At 62.7% G+C, this 17,071-nt stretch carries 13 protein-coding genes; 8 read left to right on the forward strand and 5 right to left on the reverse strand.

Translation table 11 applies throughout. The features are described 5' to 3' along the window. Position 1: 1 nt before the first annotated feature. The 7 genes from AC1DVN_RS01870 (at position 2) to AC1DVN_RS01900 (ending at position 9,911) form a co-directional block, all read left to right on the forward strand. Positions 2 to 1,882 carry a dipeptide/oligopeptide/nickel ABC transporter permease/ATP-binding protein gene (locus AC1DVN_RS01870; protein ID WP_477993235.1) on the forward strand — a complete coding sequence of 627 codons (1,881 nt, stop codon included), beginning with the start codon at positions 2 to 4 and terminating at the stop codon, positions 1,880 to 1,882. Next, positions 1,879 to 2,670, forward strand: coding sequence for an ABC transporter ATP-binding protein (locus AC1DVN_RS01875; RefSeq protein ID WP_020970730.1), 792 nt, complete (start codon positions 1,879 to 1,881; stop codon positions 2,668 to 2,670). The genes AC1DVN_RS01870 and AC1DVN_RS01875 overlap by 4 nt, the downstream gene beginning before the upstream one ends. Further along, positions 2,667 to 6,026, forward strand: a complete 3,360-nt coding sequence (locus tag AC1DVN_RS01880; protein WP_477993237.1) for a serine hydrolase — start codon at positions 2,667 to 2,669, stop codon at positions 6,024 to 6,026. Before AC1DVN_RS01875 ends, AC1DVN_RS01880 begins: the two co-directional genes overlap by 4 nt. Then, complete coding sequence (locus AC1DVN_RS01885) at positions 6,023 to 7,186, forward strand: M20/M25/M40 family metallo-hydrolase (protein WP_477993239.1); 1,164 nt, start codon at positions 6,023 to 6,025, stop codon at positions 7,184 to 7,186. The genes AC1DVN_RS01880 and AC1DVN_RS01885 overlap by 4 nt, the downstream gene beginning before the upstream one ends. Further along, complete coding sequence (locus AC1DVN_RS01890; protein ID WP_029256203.1) at positions 7,164 to 7,985, forward strand: GNAT family N-acetyltransferase; 822 nt, start codon at positions 7,164 to 7,166, stop codon at positions 7,983 to 7,985. The genes AC1DVN_RS01885 and AC1DVN_RS01890 overlap by 23 nt, the downstream gene beginning before the upstream one ends. Further along, on the forward strand, positions 7,975 to 9,108 hold the full coding sequence (gene menC, locus AC1DVN_RS01895) for an o-succinylbenzoate synthase (protein ID WP_020909062.1): 1,134 nt from the start codon (positions 7,975 to 7,977) through the stop codon (positions 9,106 to 9,108). The genes AC1DVN_RS01890 and menC overlap by 11 nt, the downstream gene beginning before the upstream one ends. Positions 9,109 to 9,230: 122 nt before the next feature. Next, positions 9,231 to 9,911 carry a 3'-5' exonuclease gene (locus tag AC1DVN_RS01900; RefSeq protein ID WP_021345497.1) on the forward strand — a complete coding sequence of 227 codons (681 nt, stop codon included), beginning with the start codon at positions 9,231 to 9,233 and terminating at the stop codon, positions 9,909 to 9,911. Between the two features lie 2 nt (positions 9,912 to 9,913). Here AC1DVN_RS01900 and AC1DVN_RS01905 read toward each other — a convergent pair whose 3' ends face one another. From AC1DVN_RS01905 to AC1DVN_RS01920, 4 genes are all read right to left on the reverse strand, one after another. Further along, positions 9,914 to 10,882, reverse strand: coding sequence for a TIGR00341 family protein (locus tag AC1DVN_RS01905; protein WP_477993241.1), 969 nt, complete (start codon positions 10,880 to 10,882; stop codon positions 9,914 to 9,916). A 13-nt stretch (positions 10,883 to 10,895) separates the two neighbouring features. Continuing rightward, positions 10,896 to 11,351 (reverse strand): DUF6069 family protein, encoded by a 456-nt coding sequence (locus AC1DVN_RS01910; RefSeq protein WP_020909071.1) that lies wholly within the window; start codon positions 11,349 to 11,351, stop codon positions 10,896 to 10,898. Positions 11,352 to 11,476: 125 nt separating this feature from the next. Beyond that, positions 11,477 to 12,904, reverse strand: a complete 1,428-nt coding sequence (locus AC1DVN_RS01915) for an amidase (protein WP_029256211.1) — start codon at positions 12,902 to 12,904, stop codon at positions 11,477 to 11,479. A 114-nt stretch (positions 12,905 to 13,018) separates the two neighbouring features. Next, positions 13,019 to 13,885: a helix-turn-helix transcriptional regulator gene (locus AC1DVN_RS01920; protein ID WP_042952912.1), complete on the reverse strand. Its 867-nt coding sequence runs from the start codon at positions 13,883 to 13,885 to the stop codon at positions 13,019 to 13,021. A 131-nt stretch (positions 13,886 to 14,016) separates the two neighbouring features. Here AC1DVN_RS01920 and AC1DVN_RS01925 point away from each other — a divergent pair, with 131 nt between their 5' ends. Continuing rightward, on the forward strand, positions 14,017 to 15,621 hold the full coding sequence (locus AC1DVN_RS01925) for an acyl--CoA ligase family protein (protein ID WP_141488395.1): 1,605 nt from the start codon (positions 14,017 to 14,019) through the stop codon (positions 15,619 to 15,621). Positions 15,622 to 15,636: 15 nt separating this feature from the next. Here the strand turns inward: AC1DVN_RS01925 and AC1DVN_RS01930 are convergent, their stop codons facing one another. Next, positions 15,637 to 17,004 carry a cytochrome P450 gene (locus tag AC1DVN_RS01930; RefSeq protein ID WP_060938012.1) on the reverse strand — a complete coding sequence of 456 codons (1,368 nt, stop codon included), beginning with the start codon at positions 17,002 to 17,004 and terminating at the stop codon, positions 15,637 to 15,639. Positions 17,005 to 17,071 lie beyond the last annotated feature (67 nt).

The following is a 17,071-nucleotide window of genomic DNA, read 5'->3' on the forward strand; positions in this document are numbered from 1 at the left end:
GTTGAGCACCTCACCTACGGCCCCCACTGCGGCCCCCAAGACGCCCCCGCGACGACACTGGATCGTCGGAACGTTCCGCACCCCATTGGGAATCCTGGCCCTCACCTTCCTGACCGCTCTGATCGCCCTCGTCATCTTCGGACCGATGATCTGGGGTGACGCCGCTGTCGCAGCCAACCCGAAGGCACTCTCTCAGGGACCGAGTTCCGAGCACATCTTCGGCACCGACGCCGGCGGGCGTGACGTCTTCGCGCGCACGATGACCGCCGCGAGACTGTCGGTGCTCATGGCTCTCGGAGCCGTCGCACTCGGTGTCACAATTGGCCTGATACTCGGTACGCTCCCGACGCTCGCTCCCCGCTGGGTCGGACGCATGGTCGTGGCATTCCTCAACTTCGCCATCGCATTCCCCGGACTGCTCCTCGCGATCTTCCTGTTGGTCGTTCTCGGACAGGGTGCGGGCAGCGCGGTGATCGCCATCGGCCTCGCCCTGGCCTCGCCGTTCGCGAGGTTGACGTACGCACTGGCTTCGTCGGTCAACGGACGCGACTTCATCGACGCAGCACGCATCCTCGGGGTCACCAAGCCGGGGCTGCTGTTCCGCCACATTCTCCCCAATATCCGTGAACCACTCATCGTCAATGCCAGCATCGCTGTCGGCAGCGGCCTGGTGGTCTTCGCCGGACTCTCGTTCCTCGGCTTGGGCATTCAGCCACCTGCATTCGACTGGGGCCGGATGCTCAACGAAGGTCTGTCGAAGATCTTCGTCAACCCGGCCACCGCACTTGCCCCCGGCATCGCCGTCGTGCTCGCCGGCTTGACCTTCACGCTGCTCGGCGAGGCCATTGCTCGCGGCGCGGGAGTTCGCAGCCCGATCAGCAGTCGCCTGCCGAAGTGGAAGCCGATCAACCGGAAAACTGCTCAGGCCGATTCGGCGCCCAGCGACGAGGACGCAGTTCTCACCGTCCGCAACATGTCCGTCGCAGTCCCCGCGGGTGACGACTGGCGTCGCCCCGTCGACAACATCAGTTTTACAGTTCATCGCGGCGAAACCGTGGGCATCGTCGGTGAATCCGGCTCCGGAAAGTCACTGAGTTGCATGGCAATCGCGCAGCTGACCGCCCACCCCACCGTGGTCGACGCCGGGCTCATCGAGTTCGACGGCACCGTGCTGATGAAGGACGGGAAGCGGCCGGACAACGCGGCTTCGCGCAAGGTTGCCCGCCAACTCGGCACACGTATGGCGATGGTGTTCCAGGATCCGATGTCGTCCATGAATCCGTCTCTCAAGGTCGGATACCAGGTCGCCGAGATCGGTTGGCTCCACGAAGGTATGAGCAAGGTCGACGCGAAGAAAGCGGCAGTCGAGCGACTGAACGCCGTCAAGATCCCCGACGCGCCCAGGCGTGCGAAGCAGTACCCCCACGAGTTCTCCGGCGGTATGCGTCAGCGCGCGATGATCGCCATGGGTCTGATGGGCAAGCCCGCTCTGATCATCGCGGACGAACCCACCACTGCGCTCGATGTGACCGTTCAGCGTGAGGTTCTCGGGTTGCTCCACGAGGTTCGCGAAGAAACCGGCGCCGCAATCCTTCTCATCTCGCACGATATGGCCGTCATCACCGGCATGTGCACTCGTGTCCTGGTCATGTTTGCCGGCGAAATCGTCGAAGACATCGCAGTCGACGATCTGATCGCCGGTCGTGCAAAGCATCCGTACACCCGCGCGCTGATCGCCGCGGTCCCCACCATGAGCACCGATCGCGACAAGCCGCTTGCCACCGTCGACGAAGCCTGGCAGGTGGAGAGCCTCGACGCCGAGGAGAGCACCGCCGACATCGAGTTGGAAGAACTGTTGGCTGTTGCAGAGGAGATCCGATGAGCAGGCTCGAATTCCGTGACGTCAACGTCCACCTCGGTAGCGGTTCGAAAAAATTCCACGCCGTCAAGAACATCAATCTCGACATCCCCTCCGGATCGGTGGTCGGTCTCGTCGGTGAATCGGGTTCCGGAAAGTCGACACTGGCGCGAGCAACTGTCGGCTTGGCCGAGCCCAGTTCCGGCCAGATCCTTCTCGACGGTGTGGACGTCGCTCACGCCCGCGGCGCGACCGCTCGTCTGCGCCACCGGATCCAAATGGTCTTCCAAGATCCGTACTCGTGCCTCGACCCGCGAATGACCATCGGCCAGTCACTCGCCGAGGCGCTGCGGTCCACCGAGCGTCGTGACAAAGCTCGCCGCAACCGCGGCGACCGCGCTGCCGAGGTGGCTCGACTCCTCACCACCGTCCAACTGCCGGTGGAGAAGGCGCACGAATACCCGTCGTCGTTGTCTGGTGGTCAGCGCCAACGCGTTGCCCTCGCGCGGGCTTTGGCAGCCGCACCGGCAGTTCTGCTTGCCGACGAAATCACCTCCGCTCTGGACGTGTCCGTGCAGGGCGCGGTTCTGAATCTGTTGGTGGATCTGCAGAAACAGTTAGGTCTGACGGTTCTGTTCGTCAGCCACAACCTGGCGGTGATCCGCTATGTCTGTGACCACGTCGCAGTCATGCTCGGCGGCGAAATCGTCGAGCACGGGCCGGTTCTCGACGTGATCGATTCGCCCAAGGAGCCGTACACGGCAAAGCTGTTGTCCGCGATCCCGACCTTCGGGGAGCCGATGTTCCAATGACAACGCCGACCACTCTCGACTCCCCCGCTGCCGTAGCCCGTGCCGAAGAACGTCGTTCGGCGAGAATCCAGGATTACGCGTCCGTGGTCACACCGACCAGCATCGCCGTCTCAGCGTCGGGACGCATTGCATACGTACGTACCGAAGCGAATCCGGCCGCGGATACCAACGAGCACTCGATCTGGTTGGCTTCCCCGCAACAACAGCTCACCGCGGGACCTGCCGACACCTCGCCGGCATGGCATCCCGTTTCCACGCTGTTGGTCTTCGTTCGGCCGGATTCCTCGGGCACACCGCAACTGTGGAAGGTCGACGCCACCGGCGGGCCCGCCGTTCAGATGACCACCACGGCGCAGCTCCCGCTCGGCGCTGGGGCACCAGTGTTCTCTCCCGACGGTGCTCGAATCGCCTTCAGTGCCCCGGTCGACCGCACTGCCGCCGGATCGTCACACCTCTTGGTGGCGAAACGCCTCAACTACAAGGTCGACGGATCCGGTGTCCGGGGCAGCGTTCGGGCGCACTTGTTCGAGTTCGATCTGGCCGCCGGCTCGCTTCGGCAGCTGACGGACGGCGATTGGGACGCTTCGCATCCCGCGTACAGTCCCGACGGCACCGAACTTGCTTTCACCGCGGCGATGGACGGCAATGCCGATCTGACACGGGCGAGCTCCGCGTGGACCGTATCGCTGACTGATCTCGCCTCGGCTCCGCGGATGCTGGGGCACGCACGCGGCATCGCCGGACCACTTACGTGGACACCTGCCGGCGACGCCGTCGTAGCAGTCGGTTGGCATACGCCGATCATTCACAACAACGAACTTCTTGTCCTGCACCGCGACCAGCGAGTGGAAGACCGCAGTCTGACATCCGCACTCGACCGAAACGTCATGCCTGGCGGGACCGGTTATCCCGGTGGCGCACCGCGTTTCACCGCCGACGGCGACATCGTCTTCTGCATCCGCAACCAGGGCTCCACCGAACTGCACAAGATCGATTTCGGATCAGGCTCCGTCTCACCACTTCTCACCGGAGAACAGACAGTGGTCTCCGGTCTTGCCCTGACATCCGGGAAGGCCGTCGTCGCGCTGGCAACGGCGACGTCCTTCGGTGAGGTCGCCGTCATCGATCTCGAGACTCGCGCAGTCGAAACCGTCACCGAATTGAACACGGAACTGACAACTTCCGTCGCGTTTCCAGTCGCCTCCGAGCGTTGGTTCGACATCAGCGACGGCACCCGTGTTCAGGGTTGGATCTTGCGCGACCCGAACGTCACGGGCGCCGGTCCGCTGGTTCTGGACGTCCACGGCGGACCACACAATGCCTGGACCGGTACACCCACCCCGATGCACGCGTACCACGCGGAACTGGTCGCGCTCGGATACACGGTCTTGATGATCAATCCGCGGGGAAGCGACGGCTACGGCAACGAGTTCTTCGACGGTGTGCGTGACGGTTGGGGTGAGGCGGATCGCGCCGACCTGCTCGAACCAGTCGAAACCCTTGTCGCCGAAGGGATGGCCGATCCGAAGCAACTGGTGCTCACGGGCTACAGCTACGGCGGATTCATGACGTGCGCCCTGACGTCCGTCACCGATCGGTTTGCCGTCGCAGTCGCTGGCGGCCTTGTCTGCGACATCGCGAACACGGCGGGCCCCTCGGACGAGGGCATCTTGCTGCAGACGGTCGAATTCGACCCGCAGTCATCTCGGGTACAGGAACTTTCGCCGCTGGGGCGAGTCTCCCAGGTGACGACACCGACGCTGATACTTCACGGCGGTAGCGACGTCCGCTGCCCGGTCAACCAGGCAGAACAGTGGTTCGGTGGACTGCGTTTGGCCGGCACCCCGACCGAACTGGTGGTCTTCCCGGGCGCGTCGCATGCCTTTGTGCTGACGGGTCGACCCTCCCACCGTCTGGCTTACAGCACCCGTCTCGTCGACTGGATCGAACGTCATCTCTCGCCTACGCCGGCACTGACCACGGTCGATCCCGACTACTGGCAGTACCGACTCGACACCCTGAGCGCGAAGTACGGGGTACCCGGTGCTTCGCTCGGAATTCTGACCACTACCCGCAGCGGTTTCGACCGCACCGTGGTGACGTCCGGTGTCGTCAGTACCCGCACCGGTGTCGCGGCCACTCCCGACACGTTGTTCCAGATGGGTTCGATCAGCAAGGTCTGGACGGCCACCCTGATCATGCAACTCGTCGAAGAAGGATTACTGGACCTCGACTCGCCTGTCCGGAACATCCTGCCGGGCTTCGCAGTTGCCGACGCGGTAGCCACTGAAACGGTCACCACTCGCCACCTGTTGACTCACACCAGTGGCATCGACGGTGACGTCTTCATCGACGGCGGACGCGGCGACGACTGCGTCGAGCGATACGTCGCAGCCCTGACATCGACGGTGCAACTCTTCGCACCCGGTTCCGATTGGTCGTACTGCAACACCGGCTTCGTCATCGCCGGACGAATCATCGAGGTTCTCCGAGGCAAGAGTTGGGACGCGGTTCTGCGTGAGCGGATCATCGAGCCTCTCGGCCTGACCAAGACCACGACCTTGCCCGAGGAGACGGCACTGCACCGCGCTGCGGTCGGGCATGTCGGCGGTGCCGACAATCTCGCGCAGACACCACAATTCCTCATCCCTCGCTCGATGGGCCCCGCCGGTCTCATCAACAGCACCGCCGAGGACCTTCTTCTGTTCGCGCAGGATTCGATGCGCGAGGATCCGATTCTGCTTCAGCGGTCCACCCATCTGGCGATGCTCGAGGAGTGCCGCCAGATCGGAGAGGTGTCATCTGCAGACATCATGGGAACCACGTGGCTGCTGCACAATTGGGACGGGGTGCTGGCGCATGGTCACAACGGTGGAACCCTCGGACAGCAGTCCTTCTTGCGGGTGGTCCCGTCCCACGGCATTGCGGTAGTCCTGATGGCCAACGGCGGTGCGATGGACGCTCTCTCGGGCGACCTTCTCACCGAAGTGATCGGTTCCATCGGCGGCGTCGCCGTGACACCGGCATTTTCGCCTGGAGACCCCGCCACCCGCACCACGTCCTCACCTGAGGAACTCGATGCGCTGTGCGGTCTGTACCGTGATGCTGCTGCCGATTTCGTCCTGGAAAGAACCGGGAGTTCCCTGACCGCCCGCCGCACCGATCACATCGACCCTTCGGTCAACGCCGAAAGCGCAGAGTCCGTCTCTCTCAGCCTGATCGAAGTTCACCCTGGAGTATTCGCGACCCAACTACCTCAATCAGCGGGTTGGATCCGGATCACTTTCTCCGACACCGGGAGTACACAATTGCTACACGTCGGAAGCCGCGCGTATCCGCGAGTGAACAACCGATGACCATTCTCCGCGATCTGGCCGAGCGCCAACTTCCTCAGATCCTCGAGGACGCCATCGCGCTCATCGAAGTCGAGTCGCCGTCGCACGATCTCGAAGCTGTTGCCCGCAGCGCGAAGTGGACATCAGACCTTGTCCGCGAGCGACTCGGAGTGACACCGGAGTCGATAGTGACGGAAGGCCGAACCCATCTGGTGACCCGTTTCGGCAGCTCACCGACGCGGCTGATGCTGCTCGGTCACCACGACACCGTGTGGCCGATCGGAACCCTGACGCGCCTACCCGCAGCGGTCACCGAGGGCGCACTTCGAGGTCCGGGTGGCCTCGACATGAAACTTGGTGTCGTTCAGGCAATCCACGCCCTCGCCATCGTCCGAGAGTTGCACGGGGACGATGCACTCGACGGAATCACACTCCTGGTCACCGGTGACGAAGAAATCGGTTCGCCCACGTCGCGGTCACTGATCGAGAAACTCGCGGCGGGCGCGGTACTGGTTCTCGAGGCCGGCGGTGACGGCGGCGAACTGAAGACTGTCCGCAAGGGAGTGTCGCTGTATCGGATCCATGTTGCCGGTCGCGCCGCGCACGCCGGGCTGGAGCCGGAAAAGGGCATCAATGCTGCAGTAGAACTGGCTCGTCTCGTGATCGCGGTCAACGACTTGTCCTCGCCGGCGCAGGCAACCACCGTCACCCCGACTGTCATTTCGGCCGGAACCACCACCAACACCGTTCCGGCAGAAGCCTTTGTCGATGTGGACGTGCGCGCAACCAGCGCTGCCGAGCAGGAACGGGTCGATGCGAATATCCGAGCCCTGCAGGCAATCCACCCTGAAGCCGTAGTCACGGTCTCGGGTGGCGTCAACCGTCCACCTCTCGAAGCGACGATGTCCGCACCGTTGCTGGCGTTGGCGGAACGTGTTGCGCTCGAGCATGATCTGACTCCTCCCGTCGGGCTCGCCGTAGGCGGAGCCTCGGACGGAAACTTCACTGCCGGTATCGGTATCCCCACCCTCGATGGCCTCGGTGGCGTCGGCGGCGGTGCACACGCCGAGACCGAGCATGCGCTCGTGTCCGCGATCGCCCCGAGGACGGCGTTGGTTGCGGGCCTTATTCGTTCGATCACGTCTGAAGGGGGCCCTCGTGTCGAAAAGCAAAGCGGTTGAGTTTCGAGAGCTGGTCGACAATCGCGAAATAGCCGATCTATCCGCCGTTTTCGATGAGATCTGGGCTACCAGCCCCGGACCGGCTCATTTCGGCACGGCGATGTTGGTTGCGCTTCATCACGGTGGTCACTACGTGGTGGGAGCCTTTTCCGAAGGCGAAATGATCGGTGGTTGTGTCGGATTCTTCGTCGAGCCTCTCGGCGAGGTTCTGCACTCACACATCGCCGGAGTACTACCGGGACACGCAGGCAAGGGAATCGGCCGCGCCCTCAAGCATCATCAGCGAGACTGGTGCATCGAGCGCGGTGTCAGGACGATCCGGTGGACCTTCGATCCACTGGTCGCACGAAATGCCTATTTCAACATTCAGCGTCTCGGTGCCGCACCGACCGAATACAACCCGGATTTCTACGGTTCGATGGCAGACGGCATCAACGCAGGCGACGCCAGCGATCGTATGCTCGTCAGTTGGGATCTCGACGTCGATGGATCTCCGAGTTCTGCTGTGGCCGTGAATGATACATTCAAGGTGCTTCAACCCACCGAGGACGGTACGCCTCGAATGCTCCCGATCCCACCCGACTGCATCGATATCGCAGTCGGAATACCCCGAGACATCGAGCATCTGAGAACAGTCGACCGCGCCTCTGCCTTTGCCTGGCGACACGCGCTTCGCGAGTACCTCGAACCACTGATCGCCTCGAAGGAATGGCAATCGACCGGCTTCGACCCCAGCGGCTATTACACGTTCACGAAAATCTGCGAGACAACCGGAGAAGAGCAAGTCCATGCACATTGAGTCCGTCGAATTGCGCGAACTGCGCATCCCTCTCGTCTCCCCCTTCACCACGTCATTCAGCACCCAGCTCGAGCGCAACACCCTCGTCCTGAAGGTGAGCGGCACCACCGACGGCCCCAACGGTCCGGTGGAGACTGTCGGCTGGGGCGAGTGCGGTTCGCTGAGCGATCCGTACTACAACTCGGAGTACACCGCTGGTGCGCGGGCGATGCTTCGCGAGTATCTCGTTCCGACGCTACGTAAGTCGCAGTCGGATCAGCCGCTCTCGGCCGAGACGGTCGGCAGCGTACTTCACCACATCGTGGGTCACCAGATGTCCAAGTCGGCTATCGAAATGGCAATTCTCGATGCTGAATTGCGCGCTCGCGGACAGTCTTTCGCTCGGTACCTCGGTGCCACTCGCACGCGAGTTCCCTCGGGAGTGTCCGTCGGCATCCAGGACAGCATCCCTCAGCTGCTAGAGACCGTCGGCAACTATCTGTCGCAGGGGTACGTGCGAATCAAGCTGAAGATCAAGCCGGGCTGGGACATCGCTCCCGTGGCTGCGGTGCGCAAGGAGTTCGGCTACGACGTTCCTCTGCAGGTCGACGCAAATGCCGCGTACACCCTCGTCGACGCGCAGTTGCTCCGTCGCCTGGACGAATTCGCACTGCTCCTCATCGAACAGCCGCTGGCCGAGGACGATTTGGTGCAGCACGCCAAGCTCGCCCAGTCCCTCTCGACTCCGATCTGCCTCGACGAGTCGGTCGAGTCGGCCAAGGATGCGGCGGATGCCATCACGCTCGGTGCCGCTTCGGTCATCAACATCAAGCCGAGCCGTGTCGGTGGATATCTGGAAGCCAAGCGCATCCACGATCTCGCCTCGGCACACGGTATCGCGGTGTGGTGCGGCGGAATGCTCGAGACCGGAATCGGCCGCGCCGCCAACGCGGCCCTCGCGGCGCTGGACGGGTTCACGCTGCCCGGCGACATCTCGGCGTCCGATCGCTTCTACAAGGAGGACATCACCGAACCGTTTGTCATCGAGGACGGCCACATCGCCGTGCCGCAGGGACCGGGCTTCGGTGTGACTCCACGTGAAGACGTCATGGATCGCTTCACGGTCGGAACCGAGACTCTGTAGGTCCACACAGTCACGCAGCAGCCACCTCCACCTTCACCCGGCGGAGGTGGCTGTTCGTCGTTTCTGTCGGTAGGGAGGTGCATAGTGATTCGGACATGACGTTCTGCACCGAAAGGCCCCCGATGAGTAGCTGGTCCGATCGCCCGATCTGCGCGTTCGACCTCGAAACCACCGGGCGGGATCCGTCGAATGCTCGCATCGTCAGTGCCTGCGTCGCGGTCATCGACGGTTCGAATGTCGAAACACGCACGTGGTTACTCGATCCCGGCGTCGATATCCCCGCCGACGCTTCGGCTATTCACGGAATCAGCACCGAGTACGCGGCGCGGCACGGCCAGAACTACGCCGAGGGCTACGAAGAGATTCGCGATGCTCTGCACAATTCCTGGGCGCGCGATCACGCCGTCGTGGCGTTCAATGCCTCCTACGATCTGACGGTCATGCATGCCGAGGGTCTGCGCATCGGCAAGCCCGCATTCGTTCCCGGGTTGGTGATTGATCCGTACGTGATCGATCGGGCGATGGATACGTTCCGCAAGGGCAAGCGAACGCTTGCGGCCGTGTGCGAGCACTACGGAATTTCATTGGAGTCGGCGCACGAAGCCGAGGCCGATGCTAAAGCTGCGGCAGCGTTGGCCCGCGAGTTGGCCGTGCGGTTCCCCGACCTCCTGGGGCTCGATCTCATGGTCGATCAAGCCGATTGGCACGCCGAGCGCCAGCGTGATTTCGCCGAGTACCTACTCAGCCAGGGCCGGGACGTGGGAGACGTCAACGGTCAGTGGCCGATTCGCGTTATCGCCTGACCTCACCCCGCCGCGATCCTCGTCCCGACGGTATGGACGATCTGCACGTCCGGGTTCCACGGAATCAGTGCGTCGATCGATGCCTCCAGTTCATTTAGTGGGGGAAGGGTTTCCGGGCCGAGCACGTCGATGGTGGCGGTGCTGCCCTGCCAGGTGACATCGGTGACCTCGGCTCCCGGAGTGTCTGCGAGCCACTGTTGCGCCGCGCTCCCGATCTGCCTCGCCCACAACGACGACAGGGAGTTGCCGACCATCGGAATCGCGACGACGATCAACAGAGCGGCAAGCACGAGGTATGCCCGCCGCCGCGACGTTTTCAAAATCCCGGCGTCGCGCGCGTACCCAGCTGCGACGAACACGCCTGTCGCAGTGATGATCATGGCAACCACGTTCGATGTGAACAGTACAAACGCGCCCACCGCCAAACTCGGTGACCCCGAGCCGAGACAGACACCTACCACCGCCAACGGTGGGACAAGCGAAATTGCGATGGCAACACCGGGAAGTACGTCGCCGACATCCTTGCGCGCGATCGCGATGGCCCCGACCAAACCGGTCGCAAGTGCTGCCGTCAAGTCCATCAACGTCGGCGAAGTACGCCCAAGCACTTGGGAATTGGTCAGCACGTTGGAGGGATTCGGCAATACCTGAGCGAACGCGACACCCAATACGACGACGAGGCAGATACCACCGACGACATAGACCAGGCTCCGCCCCACCAAAGCGCCTTGGCCAGTTGTGATGCCCAACCCGACCCCGAGAATCGGCGTCGACAAGGGAGCGACGATCATCGCTCCGATGACGGTTGCCGTGGAATCGCCCACGACACCGGCCACGGCGATCACGGCAGACAGCGTCAGCATCACCCAGAAGGCGGATCGCTTCGAATCTCGGTCCCCCACCGAGAAATTGAGCTTTTCGTCGAGCTCCGCCAATGTGCGCCGTTGTGCTTGCGGAACCACCCCGTTCACGGTCGATACTCCATCACACGCCGATACGGCGAGTGGTCTGCGCGGACCCTGCGACCCCGGTGAGCAACGAGACGATCGCGATGCCGACGACGAAGTAGATTGCGGCGCTGGCGACTCGCGATGCGGTAGTCGCTGCGATCGTGAACGGCCACAGCGCGGTGGCGATCGTTGCGAGGATTCCGATCCACGCGAAGAAGTTCGACGCACGTGGCGTCGACACCATCAACGCATGCAGAAGTGCGGTAGCGACCAGCGCTGCAATCGCGGCGCTGAGAGCAAGCGAGCCGGCTTGGGAATTCCCCGGCATCCGCTCCGGTGTGATGACCGGAGTGTCGAGGATTCCCCGCACGATCAGTAGTCCGACGACCGCGGCCAGGGCCGCGACGAGCGCAGTTGCGGCCCCGCCCGCCCACAGTCGTTGTGCATTGACGGCGGGAGTCGCCGGACTGTCTGGTTGGAACTGGCTCATCGAGAGACTCCTTCACCGATACCGGATAGGGCTGTCCTTCCGAACTGTATGCGTTTCGGGACGGCCCACATTCACCCTCGACGGGTGAAAAGTACGGTGTTCTCGACTCTTCGACGGTGCCGGGGCTACGCCGGGACGGGCGGCCACACTGGGGCAATGCTCCACGGGCGCGCCACCTCGAGCTGCGACGCAACCCGGATCAGCAAATCTTCACGCCCGAACGCACCCACCAACTGCACGCCGATAGGAACGCCGGCCGTGTCATGACCCATCGGCAAGGAAATCGCGGGCTGACCTGAACTGTTGAACGGACTGGTCAAACCGCTGTACCCGGCCGAATGCTCCCAGATCGACATGGGATTTGCCGTATCGAGCAGACCGAGCGGAGCTGCCGGTCGAGCCATCGTCGGCGTCAGCAACAGGTCGTGATCGACAAAGAACGCACCGATCACCTGAGCTGCCCGCTCGAGTTCCTGCAATGCCTTGACGACGTTCGTCGCACTTTCGGACTTCGCACGGTCGTAGATCATCCGAGCCATCGGCTCGAGGTCGTCGTCGCGGATTGCGCGGTTCAGGGCCTCGAGTCGTTCGTCGACCTCGATCGTCATCGGAATGCCCATCAACACGGAAAGCCCGGCGGTGAGCGCATCGAGCGGAAAGTTCGGGGCACCCTCGGTCACATCGTGACCGAGTTCTTCGAGCAGGCCGGCAACACTGGTTGTGACGGCCGAGCACTCCGGGTCCACCGGGGTGCCATCAGGAAGAGTGTTACTCAGACCGATCCGCAACCGTCCGGGATCCGCACCAACTTCCTCGATATACGGCCGCTTCGGCGCCAGGATCACGTAAGGATCGCCGACAGTCGGTCCGGCGGAGAGATCGAGAAGCAGTGCAGTGTCGCGGACACTTCGGGTGAGTGCGTGATGAACACTCATCGGCGACGAGAACAGCGTGCGCGCCGGTGCCGTCGGAGTACGTCCACGGCTGGGCTTGAGGCCTACCAAGCCACAGGCCGATGCGGGAATACGGATCGATCCACCGCCGTCACTGGCATGGCCGCCCGGCACGATCCCGACGGCAACAGCTACAGCCGTGCCACCCGAAGATCCGCCGGGTGAACGATCAAGGGCATAAGGGTTGCAGGTAGGCCCGAACAGCGCAGGTTCGGTACTCGCATTCTTACCGAACTCCGGGGTGTTCGTCTTGCCGATGACAACCAGACCGGCCTCACGGTACCGCTCCACGAGCGTCGAATCTTTTTCTGCCACAGCATCGGCGAACAATCGAGATCCGTTGGTGCTCGGCAATCCTGCGACGTCCATGCCCAGGTCTTTGATCACGAACGGGACGCCGTGCAGTGGACCTTCCGGCAAGCCGCCTGATACCTCGTTGCGTGCCTCCTCGCGACGCTCACTGATCACCGCGTTGACTGCCGGGTTGCGCTCGTCGAGTCTGTCCAGGCTGAACTCGAGAACTTCCTTGGCGGAGACGTCGCCGCTCTTGATCGCCTCGGCCAGGCCGGTCATGTCGTTGTTGTCGAACAAATCCTGCATCGATGCCCTCATCACTCGTGTCGAACTCTGCCGATAGTGAGGTCCGTCATACCAACCATGGCGAAGGCGTAGCTTTGAAATTCCGCTTGGCGGGACCGGCCCACCGATTCAGCCTTACAGAATCAAGCCCTGCCGCCGCGCTTCCACAACTGCTTCGTGCCGACTGCGGACGTCGAGTTTTCCCATCAGATTCCGCATGTACGTCTTGATCGTTTCGACGCTCAGGGACAACCTCTCGGCGATCTCGGCATTGCGCAGTCCCAGAGCTACGTAGCCCATCACCTCCCGCTCGCGGGGCGACAGGACAACGGTGTTCGCGACTGGAGTGTTCGCGGAAGGTTTCGGCGACGCCAACGCCCGCAACTTTGCCTCGACGGCGAGGACCTGCGCGCTGAGAGCCATGTCCTCGAGGTTCGCCGCGATCTCGCCGAGCGCCAGGACGCTCTCGGTCAACCCTTCGGATATCTGGGCATCGCGATTCGAACCATGTTCCACCGCAGCGGTATCGAGCATCGCCACCCGACGATCCACTTCGTCGCGAATCTCGAATTCGCGGGCCAACGCGTACGACGATCGCATCATCGTCTCGGCGATCACGTCGCCGATCGGCAGGTTGGCGCGCAGTCCTCCGTAGATCGCTCCGCGAGTAACCCCGCGTACGACGATCGGGACTGCCATCAAGGATTCGATGGCTTCGGTGCCCACTTCGTAGTCGTAGTCATGGGTGATGTGCGACGAGTTCGCGTAGTCCTGCACCGCGCCCGGTCGTTGTTCTGCGATCGCACGACCACCGAGTCCGCATTCGGCGTCGATCTTCAAATTTCGCAGGATGTTGCTACGAGTCCCGACGTAGCCGGTGATGGTCAGCGACCGGTCGTCGACACAACCGCCGAACAGAACCGGCAACTCGGTTCGGGGGTGCAGTCGACGCAGTTCGGCGCGCAACGCGTCGTCGTCGCTCGGTCTCAGTACCCTGCTCACTCTCACCTCCACATACCCAATTCAGAGGGTAGCGGCACCTTTGACTGGGCAATAGCGTGCATCCAGGCCATTTGTAGTGCCGATCACAACTACCGTGACACCAACCGTGTCACGTCGCCTTCGGAGGAACCGTGTCTGTCTCGACAGCTCTCGCAGCCAACAACACCCCGCTCAGTCCGCTGCGCTTTCTCGAGCGCAGCGCTGCGGTGTTCCCCGATCGCACCGCCGTCATTCACGGCGACCGGAGCTACACGTACCGAGAGTTCGGTGACGAGGTCGCAGCGCTGGCCCGCGTCCTGCGTGAACGCATTCAGCCCGGTGACCGCGTTGCATACCTGGCGCCGAACGTTCCCGAGATGCTGTTCGCGCATTTTGCCGTCCCACTCGCCGGCGGAGTCCTGATCGCCCTTAACTCACGCCTCGCCGGTCCCGAACTCGAGTACATCATCGATCACTCGGGAACCACGATCCTGTTCGTCGACTCCGAATTCGTCGGCTCGGTCACCTCGTCCAAGGCGAACGTGACGAGCCTGCGCGAGATCATCGAGATCCCGGACTCCACCGTCCCGTCCCCGGAGGTTCCCACCGGAATCGTCACCGGGCAGTACGCCGATCTGATTGCCGAAGGTCAGGCTCTCACCGATCAGCCACTGCACTGGGGCGTCGACGACGAGCAGCAGTGCATCGCCATCAACTACACCTCTGGCACCACCGGAAAACCCAAGGGCGTCATGTACTCCCACCGCGGGGCGTACCTGAACTCGCTCGGCGAGACCTTCCACAACGGCTTCGACGGAGCGACGAAGTATCTGTGGACACTGCCGATGTTCCACTGCAACGGGTGGTGCACGCCGTGGGCCGTCACTCAGGCCGCAGGCACACACATCTGCCTGCGCGCGGTCCGCGCCGACGCGATCTGGGACGCCATCGACAATCTGGGCGTGACGCATCTGTGCGGCGCTCCTACCGTCTGCTCCACCATCGCCGACGCAGACCAGGCCCACAAGGTCGAAGCCCTGCGCATCACCACCGCCGGCGCTCCCCCGTCACCGACGATCATCGGAAAACTCGAAGACATCGGTGTCACCGTCGTCCACGTCTACGGTCTCACCGAGGTATACGGCCCGTACACGATCTGCGAGTACCAGGAAGCCTGGGACGACAAGCCGCAGTCCGAGCGCGCCGCACTTCTCTCCCGTCAGGGAGTCGGCATGGTGCAGGCCGAAAATGCTCGCGTTGTCGATGCCGAGATGAACGACGTTCCCGCCGACGGCCAGACCATGGGTGAGATCGTGCTCCGCGGCAACAACGTGATGCTCGGTTACTACCGTGACGAGGCCGCGACCGCCGAAGCATTTGCCGGTGGTTGGTTCCATTCCGGCGACCTCGGCGTCATGCATCCCGACGGTTACATCCAGCTCAAGGACCGCGCGAAGGACATCATCATCTCGGGCGGTGAGAACATCTCCACCGTCGAGGTGGAGCAGGCGATCATGAGTCACCCTGCCGTGATCGACGTGGCAGTCGTCGGCGTTCCCGACGAGAAGTGGGGCGAGCGCCCGAAGGCATTCGTGGTGCTGGGCAAGGGATTACAGGCTTCCGCCGAAGACATCGTCGAGCACACCCGTGCATTGCTGGCCGGGTACAAGGTTCCCCGCGACATCGTCTTTCCACTCGACCTTCCTCGCACCCCGACCGGCAAGGTTCTCAAGTTCCAATTGCGTGCGTCGAAGTAATTCGGCCGTAGGGTCTCAGCGCACCGAACTGTGACGCCGGCGCAGATCGACAGGTTGCCCGTCCGAAGGGAACGGCAAGGACGTGAAGTCGAGCGGAGCGACGTAATCTGCGTCGACGTTCCAGTCGAAGCGCATGAGGAGGTGGTGCATGATTGCCTTGATCTCGGCGCCGGCGAAGTGCATTCCCAGGCATTTGTGCACTCCACCTCCGAACGGTTCCCACGCGTACCGATGAACCTTGTCTTCGCGTCGATTCTCGGCGAAACGTTCGGGATCGAAACGCTCGGGATCAGGCCAGTACTGCGCCATGTGGTGCGTGAAGTGAGGGGCGACAGAAACATACGTTCCCGCAGGCACGAAGTGACCCCGTACTTGAGTGTCGCGGACCGCTCGCCGCGCCATGACCGGTACGGGAGAGACGAGTCGGAGGCATTCCTTCATCACCAGGTCAAGGCTGCTCAGGCCGTCGAGATCTGCATAGCTGGGCGTCGAGGTCCCCAGAGCGAGCGACTCGGCACGGCACCTGTCCTGCCACTTCGGATGTTGACCTAGATATTGCATCATCGTGGAAAGGGTGATCGTCGAAGTGTCGTGTGCGGCCATCAGGAGGAAGATCATATGGTCGATCACTTCGTCGTCACTGAAGCGTTGTCCTGCTTCGGATTCGATGTGACAGAGCACGGAGAACAGATCATCGGTTGCGCGAGCTCGACGCGCCGGCAGGTAGCGACGAAAGAAGTCTTCCAGGACCCGGCGGCCGTCGAGTCCTCGCTTCCATCTGGTCCCCGGCACGCGGTAGCGGACCAGAGAAGTAGCCGCCTGCACACAATCCACGAAAGCCTTTTTCACCGAAGATATTTCGCTTTCGGTACTTCCTTCCGCACCGCCCATGAAGATGTCGGTGGCGAGATCGAGGGTGAGTGTCTTCAGCGCTGTGTATGCACGAAATCCGTCAGTGGGGGTCCATGTGTCGAGCGCCGAGTCGATTGCCGGATTGAGAACGTCGACAGACTTCTCGATCCGAGTCCGAGTGAACGCCTGCTGCATGATTCGACGATGCCGTAGATGTTCTTCCGAATCGAGAAGCATCAGCCCACCGTGAAAAAAGGGGCCGATAAGCACCGACCAGCCGTCGCTGTTCACAAAAGCCCGATCTTTGTTCTGCAGCACTTCCTGGCACGCGTCGGGTCCGAGAACAGCGATCCACTGCCGACCGACCATCGAGAACCAAGAGACCTCGCCGTATCGATCCCAGTTCTCTTGCATCAATGCGAGTGGATCGCGGATGTATGCAAGAGCGTGCCCGACGAGAGGCAGCCCGGAACGGCCCGAAATCGGGTGCAACTGCGAGTTCACGGGGGGACGAGCCAGGATCTTGGACACTGCGACCTCTACTCTCGCTCAATCTGACAGTGCATCCTGTCAGATGGACTGTAGTCTGCGTCACAGT

This window comes from Rhodococcus sp. P4_E4, from assembly GCF_056401575.1.

Bases quoted from the DNA above. Each gene is read 5' to 3' on its own strand.
- AC1DVN_RS01915 (WP_029256211.1), bottom strand. From the start codon at position 12,904: ATGCAGGATTTGTTCGACAACAACGACATGACCGGCCTGGCCGAGGCG.
- menC (WP_020909062.1), top strand. From the start codon at position 7,975: ATGCACATTGAGTCCGTCGAATTGCGCGAACTGCGCATCCCTCTCGTC.
- AC1DVN_RS01885 (WP_477993239.1), top strand. From the start codon at position 6,023: ATGACCATTCTCCGCGATCTGGCCGAGCGCCAACTTCCTCAGATCCTC.
- AC1DVN_RS01880 (WP_477993237.1), top strand. From the start codon at position 2,667: ATGACAACGCCGACCACTCTCGACTCCCCCGCTGCCGTAGCCCGTGCC.
- AC1DVN_RS01910 (WP_020909071.1), bottom strand. From the start codon at position 11,351: ATGAGCCAGTTCCAACCAGACAGTCCGGCGACTCCCGCCGTCAATGCA.
- AC1DVN_RS01900 (WP_021345497.1), top strand. From the start codon at position 9,231: ATGAGTAGCTGGTCCGATCGCCCGATCTGCGCGTTCGACCTCGAAACC.
- AC1DVN_RS01875 (WP_020970730.1), top strand. From the start codon at position 1,879: ATGAGCAGGCTCGAATTCCGTGACGTCAACGTCCACCTCGGTAGCGGT.